Here is a 21,707-nt window from a genome sequence, read left to right on the forward strand (position 1 = left end):
GTGGCGGCTACAGGTTTATAGGAAAAATAAGAGTTGGTAGCAGGTATCTGGGAACAGGTGTGTCTATCGGCTCTTTTGTATGCCGCACTATACAGAAAAACTGTCGGTGGCAGTTTTCTTGTATTGTCGATGATAGAGTTGAGATAATATGCTTATAGAGGTAAAATAAGTTGTGGCTGTAAGTGAAATGGAAGTGTATAAAGAAGCTCAGGAGTTATTTCTAAGGAGATTAAGCAGCTGATAAAAGGATGGTGAAAATAAATGAAATGGATTTTATTAGTTGAGGATGATTTGAGTTTAATAAATGGCTTATCCTTTGCCGTGAAAAAGCAGGGATATATGCTAGATGTTGCACATACCAAAGATGAAGCGGACCGGTTATGGGAAAACGGAGCATATGATTTAGTGATTTTGGATGTATCCCTGCCGGATGGTTCTGGATTTGACATATGTAAAAGAATACGGCAGGCCTCGAAAGTGCCGATTATGTTTCTGACCGCTATGGATGAAGAAACAGATATTATCATGGGGCTGGATATCGGCGGCGATGACTATATCACAAAACCGTTCAAGCTGGCGGTGTTTATGTCGCGAATCAATGCCCTGCTTAGAAGGAGAGATAATTTTAATCAGGCGGATACGGAATTGAATTCTAACGGTATAAGGGTTCAGCTTCTGAAAGGAGAAGTATATAAAAATAATGTGCAGGTCGAATTAACGGCGAGAGAGTATAAATTGTTATGTTTATTCATGGAAAATCCAGATGAGGTTCTTTCCCCGGAGCAGATTCTAAATCGGTTATGGGACTGTGATGAAAACTATATAGACAATAATTCCCTTACGGTATATATACGCAGACTGCGGACAAAGATTGAAGATGATCCGGGTAAGCCCAAAAGGATCGTGACCGTCCGTCGCATGGGTTATAAGTGGAACACGGCTGAATGAGGTGCATCATGAAAATACTGGCAAACAGAAAAATTAAGGCTTTATTTTATAAAATTATGGTTTGTATGCTGATATTTATCGTGGTTTCCGTGTCATTCATGATGTTTGAACTTAACAATGCAGCACTTTATATTCTGTTATGCGATTTGTTCATGTGTATTGCGATTATGGCAGCCTGTTATGGATACTTTAAAGAACAGAATGAAATTATGGAAAATGCAGTGGCTCAGATCACAGAATACATTTCCGGTAACAGGGAGACGAGGATAGAATGTGATGAAGAAGGGGAAATGTACCGGCTGTTCCATGAGGTAAATTCTCTGGCTGCCATTCTGGACGCAAATGTAGAAAATGAGAGAAAATCGAAACAGTTTTTGAAAAATACCATATCGGATATTTCCCATCAGCTGAAAACTCCTCTTGCGGCATTGAATATTTATAACGGACTTCTGCAGGGGGAAACGGAAGAACTGCCGCAAATTCAGGAGTTTGCGGCACTGTCAGAAAAAGAACTTGACCGGATCGAAACGCTGGTACAGAATCTGCTGAATATTACGAAGCTGGATGCCGGTTCCATTGTATTTGAAAAGACCTCGGAAAATGTGGCGGATATGATGGGAGAAGTGGAACTGCACTTTGCATACCGTGCTAAGCAGGAAGAGAAGGAACTGGTGCTGACCGGGGATGAACATATTTCACTGCTTTGTGACCATGACTGGATGATAGAGGCAGTAGAAAATATTGTGAAAAATGCCTTTGACCACACAGAAAAGGGGAATTTTGTCTGGATTGAATGGAAAAAGTCTGCATCTGTAGTTCAGATTATCATAAAGGACAATGGGAGCGGCATCCAGCCGGAGGATTTTCACCATATATTCAAGAGGTTTTACCGGAGCCGTTTTTCTAAAGACAAGCAAGGCATTGGCCTTGGTCTTCCTCTCGCAAAAATGATTGTTGAATCGCACAATGGCACGATAGAAGTGGACAGTACGTTAGGAGCCGGAACAACTTTTACCCTGAGTTTTTTAATCCCTACAAAATTGTAGGCTTACAGTAATATTACAGTAAGGTTTGGATGGTATACTTTCATCGAATTAAAAATATGAGAAAGAGGTGCTTATAATATGGATTTATTAGAAGTAAGATCAATTTCCAAAACTTACGGCAGTGGTGAAACATCCGTACGGGCATTGAAGAAAGTCAATTTTTCTGTCCCAAAGGGTGAGTATGTGGCTATTGTCGGGGAATCAGGCTCCGGAAAAAGTACATTACTCAATATGATTGGTGCGTTGGATAACCCGACATCAGGAAAAGTGCTGATCGACGGCAAAGATATTTTTGCAATGAAGGAGAGCAAGTTGACGGTTTTCCGCAGGAGGAACATCGGCTTTATCTTTCAGGCATTCAACCTGATCCCAGAGCTTACTGTTGAGCAGAATATTATCTTCCCGGTACTGCTTGATTATCAGAAACCGGATAAGAAGTATCTGGAGGAGCTTTTGGAAGTTCTTAACTTGAAAGAACGCCGGAACCATCTGCCGAGCCAGTTATCTGGAGGTCAGCAGCAGAGGGTGGCAATCGGGCGTGCGTTGATTTCACGGCCTTCGCTGATACTCGCTGACGAGCCGACTGGAAATCTGGACACGCAGAACAGCAGTGAGGTAATTACTTTGCTGAAAAATGCGTCAAAGAGATACGCACAGACTATTATTATGATTACGCATAGTCGGAGCATTGCACAGACTGCAGACCGGGTACTGCAGGTGTCGGATGGTGTGCTGACCGATCTGGGGAGGTGCAGTGAATGAAAAGCTATCTTAGTCTTGTGCCGATTTCTGCAAAGGTCCGCAGGCGGCAGAACCGTATGACAATTCTATGCATTATATGTGCTGTTTTTCTTGTGACTGCGATTTTCAGTGTAACAGACATGATGATTCGGACGGAAAGCAGCATCATGTTGAGCAAGCATGGAAACTGGCATCTTCAACTGGATCATATCTCACAGGATATTGCAGAGGAAATCTGTAGACGTACAGATGTTACCGCCGTAGGTGCATCTTCCGTGTTTAACTATGACGGAGGGCAGCCGTATCGTATTCGCGAAAAAAAAGCTGTCTTATATGGTACCGAAGAAACCTATATGAACCAGATCTCAAATGGAATTACGGATGGGGCTTTTCCGCAGAATGATAGTGAAGTTATGCTTAGCCCAAATGCTGTAACAGCATTTGGAGCACAGATTGGAGACAATGTAACCTTGCATACCCCTGCCGGAGATGCAACGTTTACAATATCTGGGTTTGGTACAGAGGATAAAGGATATTATGAAAATCAGACCTATTTAGTAGGTGTATATATGACACAAACAGCATTTGCCTCCATTATGGAGAATAATGGAATTACAGACAATGAGCCAGCCTATTATGTGCAGTTCGAGGATGCGACGAAAGCAACCAAAGCCATCACAGAATTGCAGGCACAATATCAGCTGCCGGCGGAAAACATCTCTGAAAATACCGGTGTAATGAGTATGGCAGGGCAAAGTAGCAATGAATCCATGAAACATTTTTACGGAATTGCAGTGATTCTGTTTATTATAGTGCTCTTAGCAGGCGTACTGATGATCTCTGGCAGCATGAACAGCAATATAGCCAATCGGACACAGTTCTTTGGCATGATGCGCTGTATTGGCGCAAGCCGCCAGCAAGTCATCCGCTTTGTGCGGCTGGAGGCATTGAATTGGTGCAAGATAGCAGTACCCGCTGGAATCCTTATGGGTACAATCATCAGTTGGGGCATCTGCGGGGGACTCCGTTATGTTGTCGGTGGTGAATTTGCTGTGACACCGGTGTTCAAAATCAGCCCTGTCGGCCTTATCAGCGGAGCCGTGGTAGGAATTGTAACAGTACTTTTGGCGGCACAATCCCCGGCAAAACGTGCTGCTAAGGTTTCCCCTATGTCGGCAGTTTCCGGTAATATGGAAAACACAGCTACTGTTTACCATGCCGCAAAGATAGGTGTTGGGAAAATTGACTGTTCTTTGGGCATACATCATGCAGTAGCATCAAAGAAAAACTGGTGTTTATTGACAGCCTCTTTTGCTCTCTGTATTATATTGTTTCTTTCTTTTTCCATTGTGATGGATATGGTACGGTTGTTGCTGCCATCACTAAATGTTACCTCAGCGGATCTTGCGTTAGCCAGTTATAGTAATGAAATGGTTCTTGACCGTGATTTGGTTGATGAAATCAGAAAAATAGATGGCGTTGCAAATGCTTATGGCAGCAGCTATATGGGTAATATTCCTGCAACATCTTCAAGAACTGGGATAGACCATATCAATATTGTTTCCTATGATGATACGTTGTTGGACTATGCAAAAGGAAATATTGCTCAGGGAACCTTGAATGAAGTTTATGGAGACAGCAACAAGGTTGCGACAGTCTTTAATAAAAACAACTCCTTAAAAGTCGGCGATACCATTCAGATTGCAGGCACTGAGGTTGAGATTTCCTGCGCCCTGTCACAAGGACTGTTTGGCGATGATCTGATTGTAATCTGTTCACAGGAAACATTTGACCGCCTCATGGGACAGGAAAAATATGGTTTGATTGGTGTTCAACTGGAGAAAGATGCTACAAATGAAACAGTAGCACAGATTAGAAGACTTGAAAATGACGATATAGTCATTACTGACCAACGGGAAAGTAATCGGACGAACAACACAACTTATTGGGCATCACGGATTGTTTGCTATGGATTTTTGGCTATTATTGCGGTCATTACTCTATTTAATATTATTAACAGCATCTCCATGAGTGTATCTGCAAGAACAAAACAGTATGGTGCAATGCGTGCTGTTGGTATGGATGATAGACAGCTTACACGAATGATTTCTGCTGAAGCCTTTACCTATGCTGTTTCAGGTCTGATTTTGGGTTGTGGAATGGGAATTCCTTTAAGCCGTTTTCTGTATACGCTGATGATTACACATCATTTTGGAGTGGCATGGCACTTGCCGATTGCATTGCTCGCTGTTGTAATAGCCTTTGTTTTTATTTCTGCTGTTATTGCAGCCCATGCTCCATCTAAGCGGATACGCAATATGGCGATTACCGCAACAATTAATGAATTGTAAGTAAAAGGCTGAAAATATCCTGCCGGACAGAGTAAAGATTTCGTTCGGCAGGGATATTTTAAGAAAAGGAGGCGATTAGGAGGGGCCAGGAGATGTGTAAGATTTCGTTTGTTCTATTTTTAGTGGTTACCTTTTCTTATATTGCTGCAGTATACATCCCGGCAAAACGGATGCGGGACATGGCAATCACAGATACGATAAACAACCTGTAAATGAAACAATAGATAAAACTGTGACATAGTGGAAATGAAAAGCCGCTGTATCGCAGAATATTTTATACATCAGTTTTGGAATGTGAGAATGGAACATGGAAAATAAGGATTGCCTTTACGGTGTAGTAATTCGGCGAGGAAAAGAAATAGTCACTGTTGCAGTATTGTGCTTTTTTATAGCTTTCCTTTGTCTGCTGTTTATTGCCGTTGGCATTGTATGTTCACTAGCGGATTGTACAATCAGAAAGTTGGAGAAGGGTGGCTGCCTATGAGAAAAAAACGGAAAAAGAAACATCCGGTTAGAAAAATGTTTATTGGCCTGTTGGCAGTTTTTTTTTGTGTCTTAATTGCTGCCTGTGCTTTATTTGGGATGAAGGGATACCAGATGTATCAGGAAGCAGTAGCAGAAAATCCAATCAATGAAAGAGTGGAAGAAATCCGCAGTATGGAAGGTTTTACTTCTTATTCAGAACTGCCACAGTTTTACATAGATGCTACGATATCTGTGGAGGATCACAGGTTTGCAAAACACTGTGGTATCGATTTGATTGCGATTGGACGTGCAGCATGGACAGATATAAGGGCTATGTCATTTGTGGAAGGCGGAAGCACCATCACACAGCAGCTTGCTAAGAATATGCTTTTTACACAGGATAAAAAGATTGAGCGGAAAGCGGCAGAGGTTTTTGCGGCATTGGATATGGAAGCAAAATATACTAAGGAAGAAATCTTTGAACTATATGTAAATACAGTTTATTTCGGCAGTGGCTATTATGGTATTTATCAGGCATCTATGGGATATTTTGGAAAAGAGCCATTAGAATTAAGCGATTATGAGTGCGCTATGTTGGCAGGGATTCCCAATGCACCCTCTGCATACTCGCCGGATGTGGGGAATGAATTGGCAGAAAAGCGTGTGAAACAAGTGCTGAATAGCATGGTACGACAGAAGATTATCACTCAGGAGAATGCTGATAGAATAGAGTTGGAGAAGAAATAGGAGGGTGGAGATGCCAGTACAAATGAATATAGAACGGCAGCCTGTCATCCAGTGTGGAAGTCTTACCATTGATCAGCAGTGTTGTATGGTCAAACTGGCCGGAGAGGAGATTGCTCTCTACCCCAAAGAATTCGATGTTCTCTGTCTATTGACAAAGTATCCTGGTTGGGTGCTTTCTCCTGCTCAGATTTATATGGCTGTATGGCAGGAGGATGCTGTTAGCTGTGAGCATGTGGTCTATAATGTGATTTGCCAGCTTAGAAGGAAACTGAAGAACCCGGATATGATCCAGACGGTTATTGGGAGAGGATATAAATTTGTGGGATAATAGGTTAGACAATAAGAGTGGGAGTAAGTATCGGTTTGTGAAATAAAATGAAATTCGGAGGCGGTTGAACCACAAGGAATGACTGGCCTCCGTTTTTATACCTCGCAATAGGACTTGACAAAACAAAAATGACACGGTATAATTGAACATAAGTTCAAAATTGGAGAGAAAAATGGCACAGGTATTGAAGGAAGAAATAAGGGAAAAGATTTTAAAGGCTGCTTTAGAAGAGTTTTATGATAAGGGTTATAAATCGGCTGCTATGCGAAATATTGCGGAGAAAGCGAAGATTCCTACTGGTCTTATTTATTCGTATTACAAGAATAAGGAAACTCTTTTTGATGCTGTTCTTCGTCCGGTTTTGTATGATTGGGAGAGGGGATTGACCGCTGGTGGAGAAAATAAGAGCAAGCATATGGATACGGAAATCTACGGATTGAGCAAAGCGGAGATTGAGTGCTTGCTGAATCTTTTTGATCATCGACAGGAATTTATTATCCTGATTGACAAAAGCAATGGTACAGTGTATGAGAATGAAAAGGAGCGCTTTGTTCAAGATATAGAAGATCATTTAGTAAAACATCGAAATGATAAAACTGCGGACACAGTTTTTATCCATATTATTGCAAATAATTTCGTAGATGGTCTGATGCAGATTATGTATCACTACCAGGGAAAGGAATGGGCAGTTATGATATTACAAAAGTTGTCAAAAATGTATTTGTCGGGAATCGGTCTTTAGTCCGGTTCCCATTTTTTATTGAACAAAATTGAACTTTTGTTCAAAATTAAAGGAGGGAAAATGAATGATGTCACTATTTATACGATTATTTATCAAGAATAAGGATGATGTTTCAAATCCAGATGTAAAGAAAGCCTATGCTACTTTATCAAGCGTTGTCGGCATCCTGTTAAATCTATTTTTATGTACAGCGAAGATTACGATTGGTTTTTTAAGCCATTCAGTCGCTATTTCAGCAGATGGATTTAATAACCTGTCAGACGCAGGTACCAATCTGGTATCACTTCTTGGTTTTAAGATTGCAGGATACGGTGGAGGGAGCATACATCCTTTCGGTCATGGACGAATTGAATGGATCATGGGTATCTTTGCATCTATCGCCGTTCTGTTTATGGGAATAAAGCTGGCAGGAGCTTCAGTTAATGCGATAACAAATCCGCAAGAGACGATATTTAATGCTGCTTTAGTGATAGTGCTGGTACTTTCTATTCTGGTTAAGGTTTACATGTACTACTACAATAAGCAGTTTGGAAAGATTACAGATTCAGAAACTTTGAAAGCAACCGCTGCCGACTGTATCAGTGACTCGTTTGCTACTACTGTAGTTTTGGTTTCTGCTATAGTTTCTCATTTCACTCATTTTGAGATTGATGGTTATTGTGGTGTGTTGGTGTCTGTATTCATTACTTTTGCAGGCGTGAAAAGTTTGTGGGGAGTATTAGGGCGCATCATGGGAAAAGCCGCAGATACGGATATAAAAGATGACATTATGCAGATGGTTAAATTACATCCAGAAATCGTTGCCGTTCATAATCTGATGCTGCACGATTATGGCTTTGGATACTTTGTGGTTTCTATGCGTGTTGCGGGATGCAAAAGGGACAGCGAACAGCTTTACATCTCAGTAAATCAGATCGCTTATAAACTATATCAAAAATATCATTGTGATTGTTTCATACAGATTGATTATCTTCTGGAAGATGAAGAATTAACACATGATCTTACAGAACGAATCTATTCTGTGATGAAAAAGTACAGTGAAGAAATTAAGATTGATAATTTTCGACTGATTGAAAATGGCTCTTTTACTAATGTGGCTTTCGATATGGTCTATCCTGCCGAACTGCAAAAAAGAGAGGAAGAAATCTGCAAGGACATTGCGGATAGACTTGGGGCTGAAAGTCCAAGATTCCATACCATTATCAAAGGTATTATACGGCGTGAGCGTTTCAGCCTGCACCGATAATAAAGCATATTATTTTAACTTTAAGGAGGACATTCAAATGGCAGAAAAGTCAAATCGTATCTATTTATTGGAAGAAGCGGGAGTTGCTTCTGCATTGCTTAAATTAGGGATACCGACGATGGTTGGTATGCTGATTTCCGCACTGTACAACGCTATTGATGCGTATTTCGTGGGTGGTCTGGGCATGAGCCAGATGGGAGCCGTATCTGTTGTGTTTCCAATCGTGCAAATCATCATAGGTCTGGGTATGATGTTTGGGGCAGGAGCTTCTTCATACATATCAAGGCTGCTCGGAAAAGGCGATAACGAACAGGCAAATAAAACAGCCTCTACCTCACTTTTTTCGGGACTTCTTGTGGGTGCAATTATCATCATTGGCATTATGATTTTCCTTGATCCGGTACTTACGACATTAGGTTCAACCGAAACGATTTTGCCTTATGCAAGAGCCTATGCAAAAATTTATGTAACTGGTTCGATTATCAATGTTTTTGCCGTTATGATGAATAACCTGCTTACTGCCCAGGGAGCTACAAAATTTACAATGATTGCTATGCTTACGGGAAGTATTGCGAATGTGATTTTAGATCCTATTATGATTTATGAAATGGATTTGGGCATTGAAGGAGCAGCCATCGCAACGGTTATCTCGTTGTGCATCAATATGGCACTTTATATCGGATACATCGTAAAGAAAAAAGGTGTTTTGAGATTCTCAGTTAAAAATATAGCACCTTCAAAGACCATCTATGCAGAAGTTTTGAAAATAGGCATTCCCGTACTTCTGTTCCAGCTTCTTGCAAGTGCATCTATGGGAAGTATCAATAACGCATCCAAATCGTATGGCGATTATGCAGTAGCAGCTATGGGAGCTGTCACCCGTATTATGACGGTTGTAACCTATGTTGTTTTTGGATTTCTGAAAGGCTTCCAGCCGTTTGCGGGATATAACTATGGTGCAAAGAAATTTGACAGATTGCAAAAGTCTATTAAGCTCTGCATGGCCTGGTCAACGGTATTTGGAGTAATTGCAGCCATTATACTTGTTGTATTTGCAAATCCGATTGTTTCACTTTTTGGAACTGATACAGAAATGATTGATCTGGCAGGAAAGGCACTTAGGCTAAATGCAATATTGTTTATTACTTTTGGCTTTCAAATGGTGTATGCGACACTGTATCTTGCTATTGGTAAAAGTTTAGTGGGAAGTGTACTCAGCCTGAGCAGGCAGGGTATCTTCTTTTTCCCTCTGGTTTTTATATTGCCCCGTCTGTTTGGCTTAACCGGTGTGATATGGGTACAGCCTATGGCAGACTTTTTCACAACAATGATCACAACGATTTTTGCAATAAAGATAAACCATATTTTTTCTATATCACAGGAGGTGATTTGAACTGAAATTAGGAAAATCTTCAGAAGATTACCTGAAAGCTATTTTCATCATTCAAAAAGAGAAAGGTGAGGTACGATCTGTTGATCTTGCACGTTATATGGGATTTTCTAAACCAAGTATCAGTCATGCTGTAAAAGTTTTGCGGGAAGGCGGTTTCCTTTCAATAGATGGGGATGGATTTCTCCATTTGACTATTCAAGGGAAAGAGGTGGCGGAAAATATCTATGAGAAGAATCAGTTTTTTACAATGTATTTGATAGAGGTTGGGGTTAATCCGGTGCAGGCTGAAGCGGATGCTTGTATGATGGAACATTGCATCAGCGAGGAAAGTTTTCAGAAAATAAGAGAAGTGATAAATAAAGGCAGAACTGTAAAAGGTGTTAAATCTCGTGAGGATTGAAGAAATCATATCTATCCTCCAGGAAATAGAGGCTTTCCATGGAGGATAGATTACAGCACAGAATATAATTTGTCGTATTTTATCGAAAAGTTTTTAAAATTATATACCATTCATAACTCATCCATAACTCGTTCATAACCCGGTGTTTTATAATTGGAATTTCTGGATGGAAAAACAGCGGACTATATCAAGCGTATCTTTGAAAGGGAAGGGATCAAAAATTGGAATGGAAGCACAAAGTGGCAGGCTACTACGCTGTCCAATATGCTCCAGAATGAAAAATATAAAGGGGATGCCCTGCTACAGAAAAGCTATACGGTAGATTTCTTGACCAAGAAGCGGGCACAGAACAAAGGGGAAATCCAGATGTTTTATGTAGGGGATGACCACGAAGCGATTATTCCAAAGCGGATTTGGGAGTGCGTACAGCTTGAAATAGAACGCCGGAGAAAATACCTGGAAGAGCATGGGACAAACTCCTATTCCCATCGGCCGGAAAGCAACCCATTTGCTTCCAAAATCGTCTGCGGAAGCTGTAATAAGGTTTTCGCAAGGAAAGGCTGGCGGAGCAGCACCGGATTTGACCGGAAGATATGGCAGTGCAGTGAGCGTTACAAGGTCAAAGGTGTTATGGGCTGTTCCAACCGCCATGTGGAGGAAGAAACATTGATAAAGGCTTATCTGATGGCATGGAATGCTCTGGTAGAGAACCGTGAGGCTTTTATGGAGCGTTGGAAGGAACAGATGCAGAGTGAGAATCTGCTGGAAGGTTACCGGGCGGAGAAGTTCATAGAGTACACGGACGGGGCGCAGCCTTTGGCGGAGATGGATACGGACTTCATGCTGAAAACGCTGGATCACATCAAAGTTTTTGAGGATGGGACGTTGCTGGTGGTGTTCCTGGATGGAACAGAGATTGAATGTAAAAATGAAGAGGAGTAAGAAATGCGGCCGATTGGGAGTTTGATTCCTGATCGGCTTTTTTTCTTGCTTTTTTCAGATAGTAAAGGGGATCGAAATATGGTAGAATATAGAAAATATTGTGGTCGTTAAGGTAGGAAGAGCTATAAAAGAGCCATTCATTATATGAATTTAAGGGGGAACTTAAAGGGATGATTTTATCTGATAATGAAACAAAGGTTGATCTGTTAAATAATGAAGCAATAGCAAAGACAATAGTTTCTCTCATTAAGGATAGTAAAGAACAGCCAATTTCTGTAGGCATTCACGGTGACTGGGGCGCTGGTAAATCTAGCATTCTGGAAATGGTAGAAAATGAAGTGAATAAATCTCCATCAGAAGATGGAAAGAAGTATTCATGTATCCGATTTAATGGATGGCGGCATCAAGGATTTGAAGATTCCAAAGTTGCCTTGATGAGTTCGATCGTTTCTGAACTTCAGAAAAAGGAAACACTTGGTGCAAAGGCAGGAGAAACTCTAAAGAAATTGTGGAAAAATATAAATTGGATGAGTGTTGCCAAGGCTACGGGAAAGACTGCTTTAGGAATTGCTACTGGTACGGCACCGATTACGTTGCTGTCTTCAGCGATGGATGTTTTGAAATCTACAGTAACGACTGAGGAAGGTATTGCGGGTGCCATTGAGTCTATTGGCGGTTATTTGCATGATGCAAAAATAACAGAAGATACTTCAAGTAATAAGGAATTCTCGGAGTTTCAAGAAAATTTTGCTGAACTGTTGGAGAGTGCCTCTATTAAAAAACTTGTTGTTTTGATTGATGATCTTGACAGATGCTTGCCAGATGTGGCTATAAATACATTAGAGGCAGTGCGACTGTTTATGTTCTCAGAAAAAACAGCATTTGTAATCGCTGCGGATGAGAGCATGATTCGATATGCAGTTAAAAAACATTTTCCTGATGCAATTAATGAGCATAAGATTAATGCAGGTGATACTTTTGCGAATAAGTACTTAGAAAAATTAATCCAGGTTCCATTTAGAATCCCGGCATTAGGTGAGGTGGAATCCTGTATTTACATAATGATTCTTATGGTAGGATCAGTTTTAACAGATGAAAATGAAAACTATAAAAAGTTGCGTGAAGAGGGCTTGTCGAGAATAAAAAAGCCTTGGAATGTTGAAATTTTTACAGTGGATGATGTAAAAGTAATTCTTGGAAATGATTATGAAAAATGTTCAGATGAAGTGCTGATTGCAACGCAGATATGCCATTTGTTAGCACAGCATACAGATGGGAATCCAAGAAAAATAAAGCGATTTATAAATATGCTGTTGTTACGCTATGAGATTGCAAAAAATAGGGGATTTGATGATGAATTAGAGCTTGCAATTTTAGCGAAGATGATGCTGGTAGAATATTATGAGTCGGATTTTTATAAAGCATTACCCAATCATTTAGACTCTGAAGGAAAATGGAATGAAATCCCTGAAATACTTGCTGATATAGAAGCGATGGCTGAAGATAAGAAAATGATAGAGTCAAAAGAGCAGTGGTATGACTTAAGTAGAATTTGGAAATGGCTTACAACAGAACCGGGGATTATGGATAAAGATTTAAGACCGTATTATTATGCTTGCAAGGAAAAAATTGACTATTTTTCTGGTGCAACTTCTAAGAATGACTTGTCAGAAATTGTTGACTTACTTTTCAGGGACGAAATGACCGTTGTTGGTCGTATTGATGATTTGAAAAATTTGACAAATCAAGAAGCAGAGCAAGTATTTGAAGTCATTGTTCAAAAAATTATGGAAAGAGGTCAATTTGAGACGAAACCAAAAGGAATTGATGGTGTGATTGTATTGGTGCAGAACAAGACGGAGCTTCGTGAAAATTTAGTTAACTTTATGGATACTATTCCAGCAGATAAGGCTGGTATATGGATTATACGAGGCTGGGATAAAGCTATTCCAAAGGATTGCGCCGAAAGAAAAGGCTTAGAGCGGTGTTTGGATAAATTAAAAACTAGCGGTACAGAAATTGTAAAAAATGCATTAAAGAATATGTGAGGTGATTAGCACATGGGAACATCAACACATAATGGAGGACAAAAAGGGGCTACACCTTTGGTGCCGTCATGGTTAGATCAACCAGATGCGAATGCGCCAAATGAGGTTGCTCCCGGTTCTGATAATACTCAAATCCCGCCGATTGGTGACGCGGATCGGTTTAGAGTACCGCGTGGGGATTTTACGAGGTACATAAATTCAGGAGGAAGAAATAGTGGCTTAGGTCGGAAAAGTGTTTCTAACTACATTAGGAATTCTTTGGGTGGTAGTTCAAATGCGACACGAAGGATGGGATCTGCCAGAAATAGTTCTGCTAGGTTATTAAATGTTGCAGGAGTGTTTGCTTCAGGTGGTGCGAGAGCTGTTGAACAATATCTTTCTATTGCAAACCTTTCCCGAAAAACCGCAAGTGATGCATTTATTGCTATTACTGATTTTATTTGTCCGGATGGAGGCCCGCAGGACGAAGGCATTGCAAGATCAGCATATATTTCTGCAATAGAAGAGTCACCGGAAATGGCTACAGTTAAATTTGAAGATTTAGCCTCAGAGCAGATTATGGTAATCGTAGAACGTACCATAGCAAATGCGATATTTAATAGAATTACAAATGATATCGGTAATAAAATCATATTGTTACCGCAGGAGCCAGCTGAATCAGACAGTTTAATTGCTCAAATGAAGGATTTTGTTAAAGGTTCTGTATCGGATGCAGTCACGAATCTGGAAATAAAGGCGGGAAATATTAGACAAGGAGATTCTTCAAAGATAGTGGATCAGGTATATAAGGCAGCATTTGATATTATGATAAGCGCAGGTGAAAATGAATGAATCGTTATGTATTAAGAGCAAAGTATGATATTGATAACATAGATTTTTGGAAAGACGGTGGGAGAATTGTGGTTGATATACCCATGCTTTCCGATGGAAAACTTAAATATGGTCTGAGTCATGTCAAAAAAAGATTACATAAAGAAAACGTGTATCCTTCAGAAATCGGATTTGATATTATGTCTTTAGCTACAATGGTCTATATGGCAGATACACGGATTGAAAGAGCAGTACATGGACAAGATTCTTGGACAAGAGAAATTGAATTGGAAATACCGGTATCGAATGTAGAAGTATGGAGCCCACAAATTTCTACAATTGAACGTATGTTAAAATTTCTTACAGGGGATTTATGGAAAATCTGTTTAACAAGCAGAAGATGGCAATTTAATAATCCGGAGGAAGTAGGCGAAAAATCGAATAAGTTTGATAAAGTATCATTATTCTCAGGTGGAATGGATAGCCTTATAAGTACCATTAATTTAATGGAAGAAAGGGAAAATACTTTATTAATTAGTCATGCAGGTGAAGGGCTTACCAAAAATGCACAAGAGAATATTGTGAATAAGTTAGACTTGCTATACCCAGATGTTTTACACACATGGTTGGATTTATGGATGGTATTTCCAAATAACTATATTCCAGAAGGCGGTAACGATAATAATACTAGGAGCCGGTCATTTCTTTTTATTGGTTATGGGATTTTTGCAATAACTGGTATGGATAATGTTAGTGAGTTAATGGTTCCAGAAAATGGGCTAATTGCTTTGAATGTACCACTGGATGAAACGAGAGTGGGTTCGTTTAGTACAAGGACAACACATCCATTTTATCTTTCGTTATGGAATAAACTGCTTTTGGGATTAGGGCTGAATATATCTGTAAAAAATCCTTATTGGGATAAAACAAAAGGGGAAATGGCATCAGAATGTAAAAGCAAAGATGCCTTATACGAGACAATGAAGTTATCCTTTTCATGTTCATCACCAGGGAAAGCCAGATGGAGAGGTTTGAGTCCGCAGCACTGTGGTTATTGTGTTCCTTGCATAATCAGAAGGGCAGCAATGCATAAAGCATTTAGGATGGATGAAACTATATATACTGAAACATCAATTTATGAAATGCAAAGTAAAAATGCAGAGGGAATAGGGATACAGTTGCGATCTTTCCAATATGCGATAGAAAAAATAAAAAGAAATCAGAACTGTGCTATGTTATATATACATAAACCTGGTCCATTGCCGCAGGATGAGGAATATCTGAGAAAATTAGCTGACACATATAAGCGTGGATTATTAGAAGTAAATGATTTTATACAGGACAGTTTAGCACAAGAGGATGAGTTTAATGATTTGTGATGCACATTGCCATTTGGATTTAATGGAGAATATGTTAGAATTTATAAATGAGATACAGAATTCCAACATGAGTTTATTTGCAGTCGGTACGACACCAAAGGCATATGATAGAGAAGTACAGTTTTGTAAAAATTCTCGTAATCTTTATGTGGGTTTAGGGATGCATCCTCAGCTGGTTTCAAGCGGATATGACGATATGTTGTTATTCGAATCGTTGGCTGCAAAGAGTCATTATATTGGCGAAATAGGATTGGATTTTAGCAAGGGATATATTCATACAAAAGATTTACAAATTAAAGTATTTCGAGAAATTATAGAACTTTGTGAACGATATGGAGAAAAGATAGTGTCTATTCATTCTCTTAAATCAGCTGGTACGGTACTTGAAATTTTACAGGAGTATAAAAAGAAAGGAAACAACAAGTATATTTTGCATTGGTTTACAGGATCGATTTCGCAGGTAGAAAGAGCAATAGAATTAGGGTGCTATTTTTCAATTAATCCTAATATGCTAAAAACAAAATCAGGGTTAGAAATTATAAAAAGAGTGCCTGTTACTCGTATTTTATTGGAAACAGATGCGCCGTTTGCTATTAAATTTAAACATTTATATGAGATAGAAAAAAAACTAAGAAGTACAACTTTAGAAATATCGAACCTAGTCGGTAAGGATATAGATGAACTAATAAATAAAAACTCAAGAGAAGTGTTCAGATACTAGAATTTAATTTGACTTTTTCTCGTTTTTGAGCAATTACTACCGTAAAAAGGAGTGATTGCCAATGACGGAAGAACAGAAACAGGAAGTTGAGAGATTACGAAGGTTAGGCTGGGGATACAGGACGATAGCTACTGTACTTAACGTTACCAGAGATCAGGTTCGGTGTTATTGTAGAAAAATCGGACTGGATGGCTACAGGCATGGAAAAATTACGGAAAAACCAGAACCACCTGTAATTCGCGGCGATGGTATCATAACATGCAAAAATTGTGGTGCATTTTTGGAACAGCCGATAGTAGGAAGGAAAAGAAAGTTCTGCTGTGAACAGTGTAGAAGGGAATGGGACAATCATAATCTCGTATCTAAAATTTATGGGCATAAATGTATTTACTGTGGGAAGATTTTTAAGAGCAAAGCATCCAGACAGAACTATTGCAATAGGGAATGCTATAAGCGTGACCGTTTCTGTAGAGAAGAAGATGCAGAGAAAATCGGTCTTTACTTGAAGGAAGGAAAACGTCCGGAAGTAGTTCCTGGCTGGGTGATAAAACTGTTAGTAGATGAGGTGGAACAGGAGAAAAAATGATTTCTTAACGAGAAATAGAACCTTCAAATGACGGGGTTCAAGGGTGTTCATGCTCTGTGAAAGGTGGGTTCAAATCTTGTTTTATAGAAAAAAATAGGGGTATGTTTCGCCTTATAGTATAAGAAATAACTTTCACCGCATGTGGAGACGGTTGTTCTTTTGTCCAGAAAAACTCCGGATGATACGATAGAGGTCGACTTGAATTTAGATGAGTTGGACGCAACCTCTGCAGAAACAAAGGCTACTTACGAAGAAATCAAGAAATATGTAAAAGAGAAATATCAGTTAAAAGTGTCTAATCTATATATTTCACAGATTAAAAGAAAGTGCGGAATAGAAGTCGGAATCAATTACAATCTTCCGAAATCAGAAAATCCGAAAGTTCCACAATGCCCACCGGAAAAAGAAAGAGCTATTCGGGATGCATTGGAACATTTTCAGATGGTTTCATAAAAAGAATATATGTGAAGCAATAGAAGCGGTCAGAAGTTGCTTTCTGATCGCTTCTTTATATGGGGACTTTATTCTTTGTCCTCTTGGCTTTTTTGGGAACTATCATGGAGCGCATCAAGTTCTTCTTCCAGTTTATAAATTCGGTGATGCTGATAACAGATTACTCCGGGAAATCCGGCAGCTATGATAAAAGACAGTAATAGTATTTTTAAAGTGTCCCACCGGGTTTCTATTCCGCTCATTGAAAATCCACCTACCAAATTGCAGAACAGGATATAAAAATATCCGCAGAAAAATCCAATATAGCCCAGTGCAGATAATAGTTTTCTGAGTTTTTTGTGCATAATCATCTCACTCCTTGTAATAGTAATTCTAGCGAATTTCTCGCTAGAATTCAATAGCGAATATTCCGCTAATGTATGATGAGGATAAGAGGTGGAAGCTATGTATCGGAGAATCAGAGATTTAAGAGAAGATGCTGATCTTACTCAGAAACAGATGGGTGAGATATTAAATTGCAGTCAGCGTATATACAGTAATTATGAGTGTGGCGATGTGGATATTCCAACATCGGTGTTAATCAAATTAGCGGAATTTCATAAAACCAGTATTGATTACTTGCTGGAACTTACGGATGAGAGACGTTCTTATCCCAGAAAGAAAAGTGAGAAGTAAAAAACAACCCAGATACGAAAAATCTGAGTTGTTTTTTTGTGAGCGGTAGTGCCGGGAGATTTATTATCTTTCCCAGTCTTTGTGGCGTTTCGGTGTCCGGGGCTGTCTGTTTAAGGCAGATTCTTTTTTGTGAAGTCTTTGCAGGACAGAGTGTAAGGATTCCGTTTCCTGCAATTCAGAATTGATGAGCTTTTCCGCTCTTAGTAGCGTATCGTTTCTGAAAGCTGACTGGAAGGTTCCCTCTAAACGATCTTTCACTTTCTGCATATTTTCCGGTCTTAGTTTTTCCCGTTCTTCCAGTACAGCATCCATATCTTTCGGTGAAATTTTTTCTTTGGTTTCCAGAAAATTCAGAGTACCCTTTTCTTTTTGTTTATCTAAAGAAACTAACTGATCTTTCAGACGTTTCTGTGTATCCTGCATTTTTTCTATCTTGTGTTCGATCGTTTTCACATCGGAATCACTGCGACAATCAAAACAGGAGAGCAGATATGCTTTCCGACTTTTTAACTCTTCGATTTCTTCTGTAAGAGCAGAGATTTGTTGATTGAACTGCCGGATTTGTAAAAACTTCAGAGGACTACAGAGTTTCTTTTCAGCCTGTAAAGATTTTTTCTCTGAGCTTTTTACTACTATTTTGTTCTGAACAGATTTATATTCTTTTACAAGCGGGACAGCTTTATCTAATACTTCTGACATAGCACTTTGCTGTGAAGTATCATGGAGAATATGATATTGGAGTGTTACCAGACGGCTTCTCAGGGATTCCAGGGCGGATGCAATGGCGGGAATGCTTTCTTTCAGGGCTTTCGTAAGTTTCTGAACCTGTACTTTTAATTCTTTCAGCAAACGGTTGTCTTCTTTGATCTGACGGTTTAAAGCACAGCGTGTAGATGGGATTCCCATTGCTTCCAGATTACGGGCATGATAGCCCTCGTGGATGGTGGGCTGTTCTTCCAGTCCCCGGTCTGCGTTGCTCCTGCAGTCAATACGAGCCGAAAGACAATGTTGCTGCAGGGAAAGGTTCACCGCATCTTCCCAGCTTTTTCTCCAGCATAGAAGTTGTTTTTCGCTGTTCCATGCTTCGGAAATAGGGTTCTGGCGTCCATATCTGGTGCTTTTTGGGGATTTCGATGTTCTGGTATAGTCTGGATGATTTTGCGCCTCAGAGGGCGTTAAATAGGTTTTTTTCTTTCCAGATTGATACGGATATTGTTTCTCCCAACCCTCCTGTTTTGCTGCCAGGAATTCCTCGGCAGTAAATCCCTGTTCTTCGGAACCACGGCGGCAGAGATATTCTTTCTGTGTTTTTGCCTGCCAGTGTCCGGCCTGATCCAATGGTCTGACGGTCAGCAGGATATGAGCGTGGGGATTGTGACCGTCTGTGTCATGGATACTGACATCGGCACACATTCCTTTGGAAGTACATTGTTCCTGAATGAATTGCCGGAGTATCTGCTTCCAGTCAGACAATTCCAATTCTATGGGGAGTGCAACAATCAGTTCTCTTGCCAGACGGCTGTTCTTGGCTTTTTCAACGGTTTCCACGGCGTCCCACAAAGTCTGGCGGTCTTTCCATTGGGCAGGTGCGGTATCGGATAAAAAGATTTCACTATACTGACATCCCCGTTTTCGGGTGTAGTCGTGGGTAATACCGTCATAGTCGTTATAAAGCCGTGAACAGGAAGCGTAAGCTGCGGCGGCTACAACAGAGCGTCCCGTTCCACGGCTGATGATCTTGACTTCTAAATGGTAAATAGCGATAAGCATTCCTCCTTTTGATACAGAATAATGAGGCACAAATAACTGCGAAAAGCTGCCGGTGGCAGGTTTTGCAGACAGCCTGCGGTGGAATATCCGTGACTGTAACTGACAATTAGCAGGAGCAGTATTCTGGATTGCAGGGACAGAACAGGCAGGCTGTACAGTCGATTGCGTTTACGGAAACGACTGGCTCTCGGCAGAGCGCACATGCCCCAGAGGGGTTACCACCGCCCGACTTATCGGGTGGTGAGTAAGTGCGCCCTTCGGGATGAGAAATTGCTGATGTCAACTAGTGTCAGATTCTTTTGAAACGGTTTAACAATTCCTGTCTGATCTGCGACGGCTCCATTGTCTGGAATTCCGGGAAGATGCTCTCCAAAACGGCACCCTCCTGAATCAGCCTGCGTGTCCGGGCATTTCGCTCTTTCACACGGTTCCGTGCCTGTGCTTCCTCTGCTCTGTGTCTTGCCTGTAATAATTCTTTTCTGATTTCTGTTTGTGTTTTTTTATCTGTCATATTGGTCTCCTTTCTATGACCGTTTCCAGTCAGATTTTTAAGCAAGTAGTTTTCGGGCTTCTGACATATTAGCTACAGCGTTCAGTTCCCGGATATTCTGGTTGTTGATCTTTAGTGGGACACAACGCTCCAGAATCCGGTCATAGATCCTGCTGTGTGCTAAATCTTCCGGATGTTTTAATTCTTCCAACGTCAGATTTGTTGTAATGATCATAGGTTTCATACTGCGGTAACGGCTGTCGATTACATGGAAGACCTGTTCTAAAGCAAACTCGGAATTTCGTTCCACACCCAGATCATCAATGATCAGCAGGCTGTACTGATTTAAACTATTGATAAATTCATTCCGATCCTGCGGATATATTCCGGTCAGGGAATTTAAGATTTTGGCGAAGTTCGTCATGAGTACGGGAACCCCTTTATCTAGCAGAGCGTTTGCAACACAGCCTGCAAAAAAGGATTTCCCAGTGCCGACATCACCCCAGAGCAGCAGCCCCATGGCCTTGGATTTCATTTCCTCCCAGTGAGTAACATAATTTTTTGCCTTTTCAATTTCCGGGTTGATACCGTTATCGTGAGCAAAAGTGAATTCTCTTAAAGCCGGGTCTTGCAGACCGCTGGATTTCAGCCGGGAGATGTGTTCCAGAAATTCCTGGTGTTTTCGTTTTGCTTCTTTTTTTTCATATTGTTCCTGCTGGCATTGGCAGCGGATGATCGGAAACATGATTTCTCCTAAAAATTCTATCTTTTTCTGCCGTGGGGTGTGGCACTTGGAACAGTAGATCAGACCGTCCGTTTCGCTGATATATTCATCTTCTAAAGGCTGCCGGGGAGAAAGGTTCGGCAGTAGGTTTTGTGGTTTTATCATAGGCTTTCATCCTCCTTACATTCATAATGGCGTTTTACTGAATCATTATTTTTCTTCTCTTTATTATTAGGGGACAGTTTTCTGACTGTCTGGCGGACAGAATTCTGTCTGTCAAAGGGACGGTTTTCTGACTGTCTAACAGACAGTTTTTCTTCTGTCTGTGTTGAAAAATCAGCCGGGACTTTTACATAAATCCGGTTGGGATTCCCGGTTCCCTGACGAGCACGACAGATAAGGTCTACTTGTTCCAAAGCACTCAGAGAAGTTTTGATGGTTGTCTGGCTTTTGCGAAGTGTTGCTGCCATATCTTCAATGGTGAAATAGGAGAACACATGACCTTTTTTATCAATCCAGCCGTCATTTTTTTGTGATAATCTTGCCCGGTTTAAAAGCACCATATAGAGCAGTTTTGTGGTTTCGGAGAAATCACAGTCCAGAAGAAAACTGGGAAATGCCATATATGGCGGTAGAGTACTGTTTGCAGTAAGAAAGGTTGTCATGCACTCACCTCCCCTCAGATGACGAACACTTATCTAT

The 21,707-nt window shown here is 40.4% G+C and carries 22 protein-coding genes and 1 pseudogene; 18 read left to right on the forward strand and 5 right to left on the reverse strand.

Features of this window, described 5'->3' with window-relative positions; genetic code table 11:
- Positions 1-261 precede the first annotated feature (261 nt).
- The 17 genes and pseudogenes from NFS18_RS07295 to NFS18_RS07375 form a co-directional block, all read left to right on the forward strand.
- Positions 262-948 carry a response regulator transcription factor gene (locus NFS18_RS07295; RefSeq protein ID WP_251389418.1) on the forward strand — a complete coding sequence of 229 codons (687 nt, stop codon included), beginning with the start codon at positions 262-264 and terminating at the stop codon, positions 946-948.
- 8 nt (positions 949-956) lie between these two features.
- The gene (locus NFS18_RS07300; RefSeq protein ID WP_251389420.1) at positions 957-1,994 is read left to right on the forward strand and encodes a sensor histidine kinase; all 1,038 of its coding nucleotides are present in this window, start codon (positions 957-959) and stop codon (positions 1,992-1,994) included.
- A gap of 78 nt (positions 1,995-2,072) precedes the next feature.
- Positions 2,073-2,756, forward strand: a complete 684-nt coding sequence (locus NFS18_RS07305; protein ID WP_115624814.1) for an ABC transporter ATP-binding protein — start codon at positions 2,073-2,075, stop codon at positions 2,754-2,756.
- Entirely contained in the window at positions 2,753-5,086 is a 2,334-nt protein-coding gene (locus NFS18_RS07310; RefSeq protein ID WP_251389422.1) for an FtsX-like permease family protein, read from the forward strand. The genes NFS18_RS07305 and NFS18_RS07310 overlap by 4 nt, the downstream gene beginning before the upstream one ends.
- Before the next feature lie 480 nt (positions 5,087-5,566).
- Complete coding sequence (locus NFS18_RS07315) at positions 5,567-6,298, forward strand: transglycosylase domain-containing protein (RefSeq protein ID WP_251389424.1); 732 nt, start codon at positions 5,567-5,569, stop codon at positions 6,296-6,298.
- 10 nt (positions 6,299-6,308) lie between these two features.
- On the forward strand, positions 6,309-6,626 hold the full coding sequence (locus NFS18_RS07320) for a winged helix-turn-helix domain-containing protein (protein WP_251389426.1): 318 nt from the start codon (positions 6,309-6,311) through the stop codon (positions 6,624-6,626).
- 172 nt (positions 6,627-6,798) lie between these two features.
- The gene (locus NFS18_RS07325) at positions 6,799-7,368 is read left to right on the forward strand and encodes a TetR/AcrR family transcriptional regulator (protein ID WP_251389428.1); all 570 of its coding nucleotides are present in this window, start codon (positions 6,799-6,801) and stop codon (positions 7,366-7,368) included.
- A 64-nt stretch (positions 7,369-7,432) separates the two neighbouring features.
- Positions 7,433-8,614, forward strand: coding sequence for a cation diffusion facilitator family transporter (locus tag NFS18_RS07330; protein ID WP_251389430.1), 1,182 nt, complete (start codon positions 7,433-7,435; stop codon positions 8,612-8,614).
- A gap of 37 nt (positions 8,615-8,651) precedes the next feature.
- Positions 8,652-10,007, forward strand: a complete 1,356-nt coding sequence (locus NFS18_RS07335) for an MATE family efflux transporter (protein WP_251389433.1) — start codon at positions 8,652-8,654, stop codon at positions 10,005-10,007.
- Between the two features lies 1 nt (position 10,008).
- On the forward strand, positions 10,009-10,407 hold the full coding sequence (locus NFS18_RS07340; RefSeq protein ID WP_251389465.1) for a metal-dependent transcriptional regulator: 399 nt from the start codon (positions 10,009-10,011) through the stop codon (positions 10,405-10,407).
- Between the two features lie 153 nt (positions 10,408-10,560).
- The gene (locus NFS18_RS07345) at positions 10,561-11,349 is read left to right on the forward strand and encodes a recombinase family protein (RefSeq protein WP_251389435.1); all 789 of its coding nucleotides are present in this window, start codon (positions 10,561-10,563) and stop codon (positions 11,347-11,349) included.
- Positions 11,350-11,519: 170 nt separating this feature from the next.
- A complete protein-coding gene (qatA, locus tag NFS18_RS07350) occupies positions 11,520-13,397 on the forward strand; it encodes a Qat anti-phage system ATPase QatA (protein ID WP_251389437.1) in 1,878 nt (625 codons plus the stop codon).
- A 12-nt stretch (positions 13,398-13,409) separates the two neighbouring features.
- A complete protein-coding gene (qatB, locus tag NFS18_RS07355; protein WP_251389439.1) occupies positions 13,410-14,228 on the forward strand; it encodes a Qat anti-phage system associated protein QatB in 819 nt (272 codons plus the stop codon).
- On the forward strand, positions 14,225-15,586 hold the full coding sequence (gene qatC, locus NFS18_RS07360) for a Qat anti-phage system QueC-like protein QatC (protein ID WP_251389441.1): 1,362 nt from the start codon (positions 14,225-14,227) through the stop codon (positions 15,584-15,586). The genes qatB and qatC overlap by 4 nt, the downstream gene beginning before the upstream one ends.
- Complete coding sequence (gene qatD, locus NFS18_RS07365; protein WP_251389443.1) at positions 15,576-16,307, forward strand: Qat anti-phage system TatD family nuclease QatD; 732 nt, start codon at positions 15,576-15,578, stop codon at positions 16,305-16,307. The genes qatC and qatD overlap by 11 nt, the downstream gene beginning before the upstream one ends.
- Before the next feature lie 61 nt (positions 16,308-16,368).
- Entirely contained in the window at positions 16,369-16,893 is a 525-nt protein-coding gene (locus NFS18_RS07370; RefSeq protein WP_251389445.1) for a hypothetical protein, read from the forward strand.
- A 138-nt stretch (positions 16,894-17,031) separates the two neighbouring features.
- Positions 17,032-17,346, forward strand: a pseudogene (locus NFS18_RS07375) (23S rRNA (uracil(1939)-C(5))-methyltransferase RlmD); the annotation flags it as partial.
- 68 nt (positions 17,347-17,414) lie between these two features.
- Here NFS18_RS07375 and NFS18_RS07380 read toward each other — a convergent pair.
- Positions 17,415-17,690, reverse strand: coding sequence for a hypothetical protein (locus NFS18_RS07380; protein ID WP_251389446.1), 276 nt, complete (start codon positions 17,688-17,690; stop codon positions 17,415-17,417).
- A 100-nt stretch (positions 17,691-17,790) separates the two neighbouring features.
- Here NFS18_RS07380 and NFS18_RS07385 point away from each other — a divergent pair, with 100 nt between their 5' ends.
- Positions 17,791-18,021, forward strand: a complete 231-nt coding sequence (locus tag NFS18_RS07385; protein ID WP_055154863.1) for a helix-turn-helix domain-containing protein — start codon at positions 17,791-17,793, stop codon at positions 18,019-18,021.
- 63 nt (positions 18,022-18,084) lie between these two features.
- Here NFS18_RS07385 and mobQ read toward each other — a convergent pair whose 3' ends face one another.
- From mobQ to NFS18_RS07405, 4 genes are all read right to left on the reverse strand, one after another.
- Positions 18,085-19,791, reverse strand: coding sequence for a MobQ family relaxase (gene mobQ / locus NFS18_RS07390; RefSeq protein WP_251389448.1), 1,707 nt, complete (start codon positions 19,789-19,791; stop codon positions 18,085-18,087).
- Between the two features lie 289 nt (positions 19,792-20,080).
- Positions 20,081-20,302: a hypothetical protein gene (locus NFS18_RS07395; protein WP_008689723.1), complete on the reverse strand. Its 222-nt coding sequence runs from the start codon at positions 20,300-20,302 to the stop codon at positions 20,081-20,083.
- A gap of 37 nt (positions 20,303-20,339) precedes the next feature.
- Positions 20,340-21,170 carry an ATP-binding protein gene (locus NFS18_RS07400; protein WP_251389450.1) on the reverse strand — a complete coding sequence of 277 codons (831 nt, stop codon included), beginning with the start codon at positions 21,168-21,170 and terminating at the stop codon, positions 20,340-20,342.
- A complete protein-coding gene (locus NFS18_RS07405) occupies positions 21,167-21,670 on the reverse strand; it encodes a replication initiator protein A (protein ID WP_008689721.1) in 504 nt (167 codons plus the stop codon). The genes NFS18_RS07400 and NFS18_RS07405 overlap by 4 nt, the downstream gene beginning before the upstream one ends.
- Positions 21,671-21,707 lie beyond the last annotated feature (37 nt).

Source organism: Mediterraneibacter agrestimuris (assembly GCF_943193195.1).
GTDB lineage: Bacteria > Bacillota > Clostridia > Lachnospirales > Lachnospiraceae > Schaedlerella > Schaedlerella agrestimuris.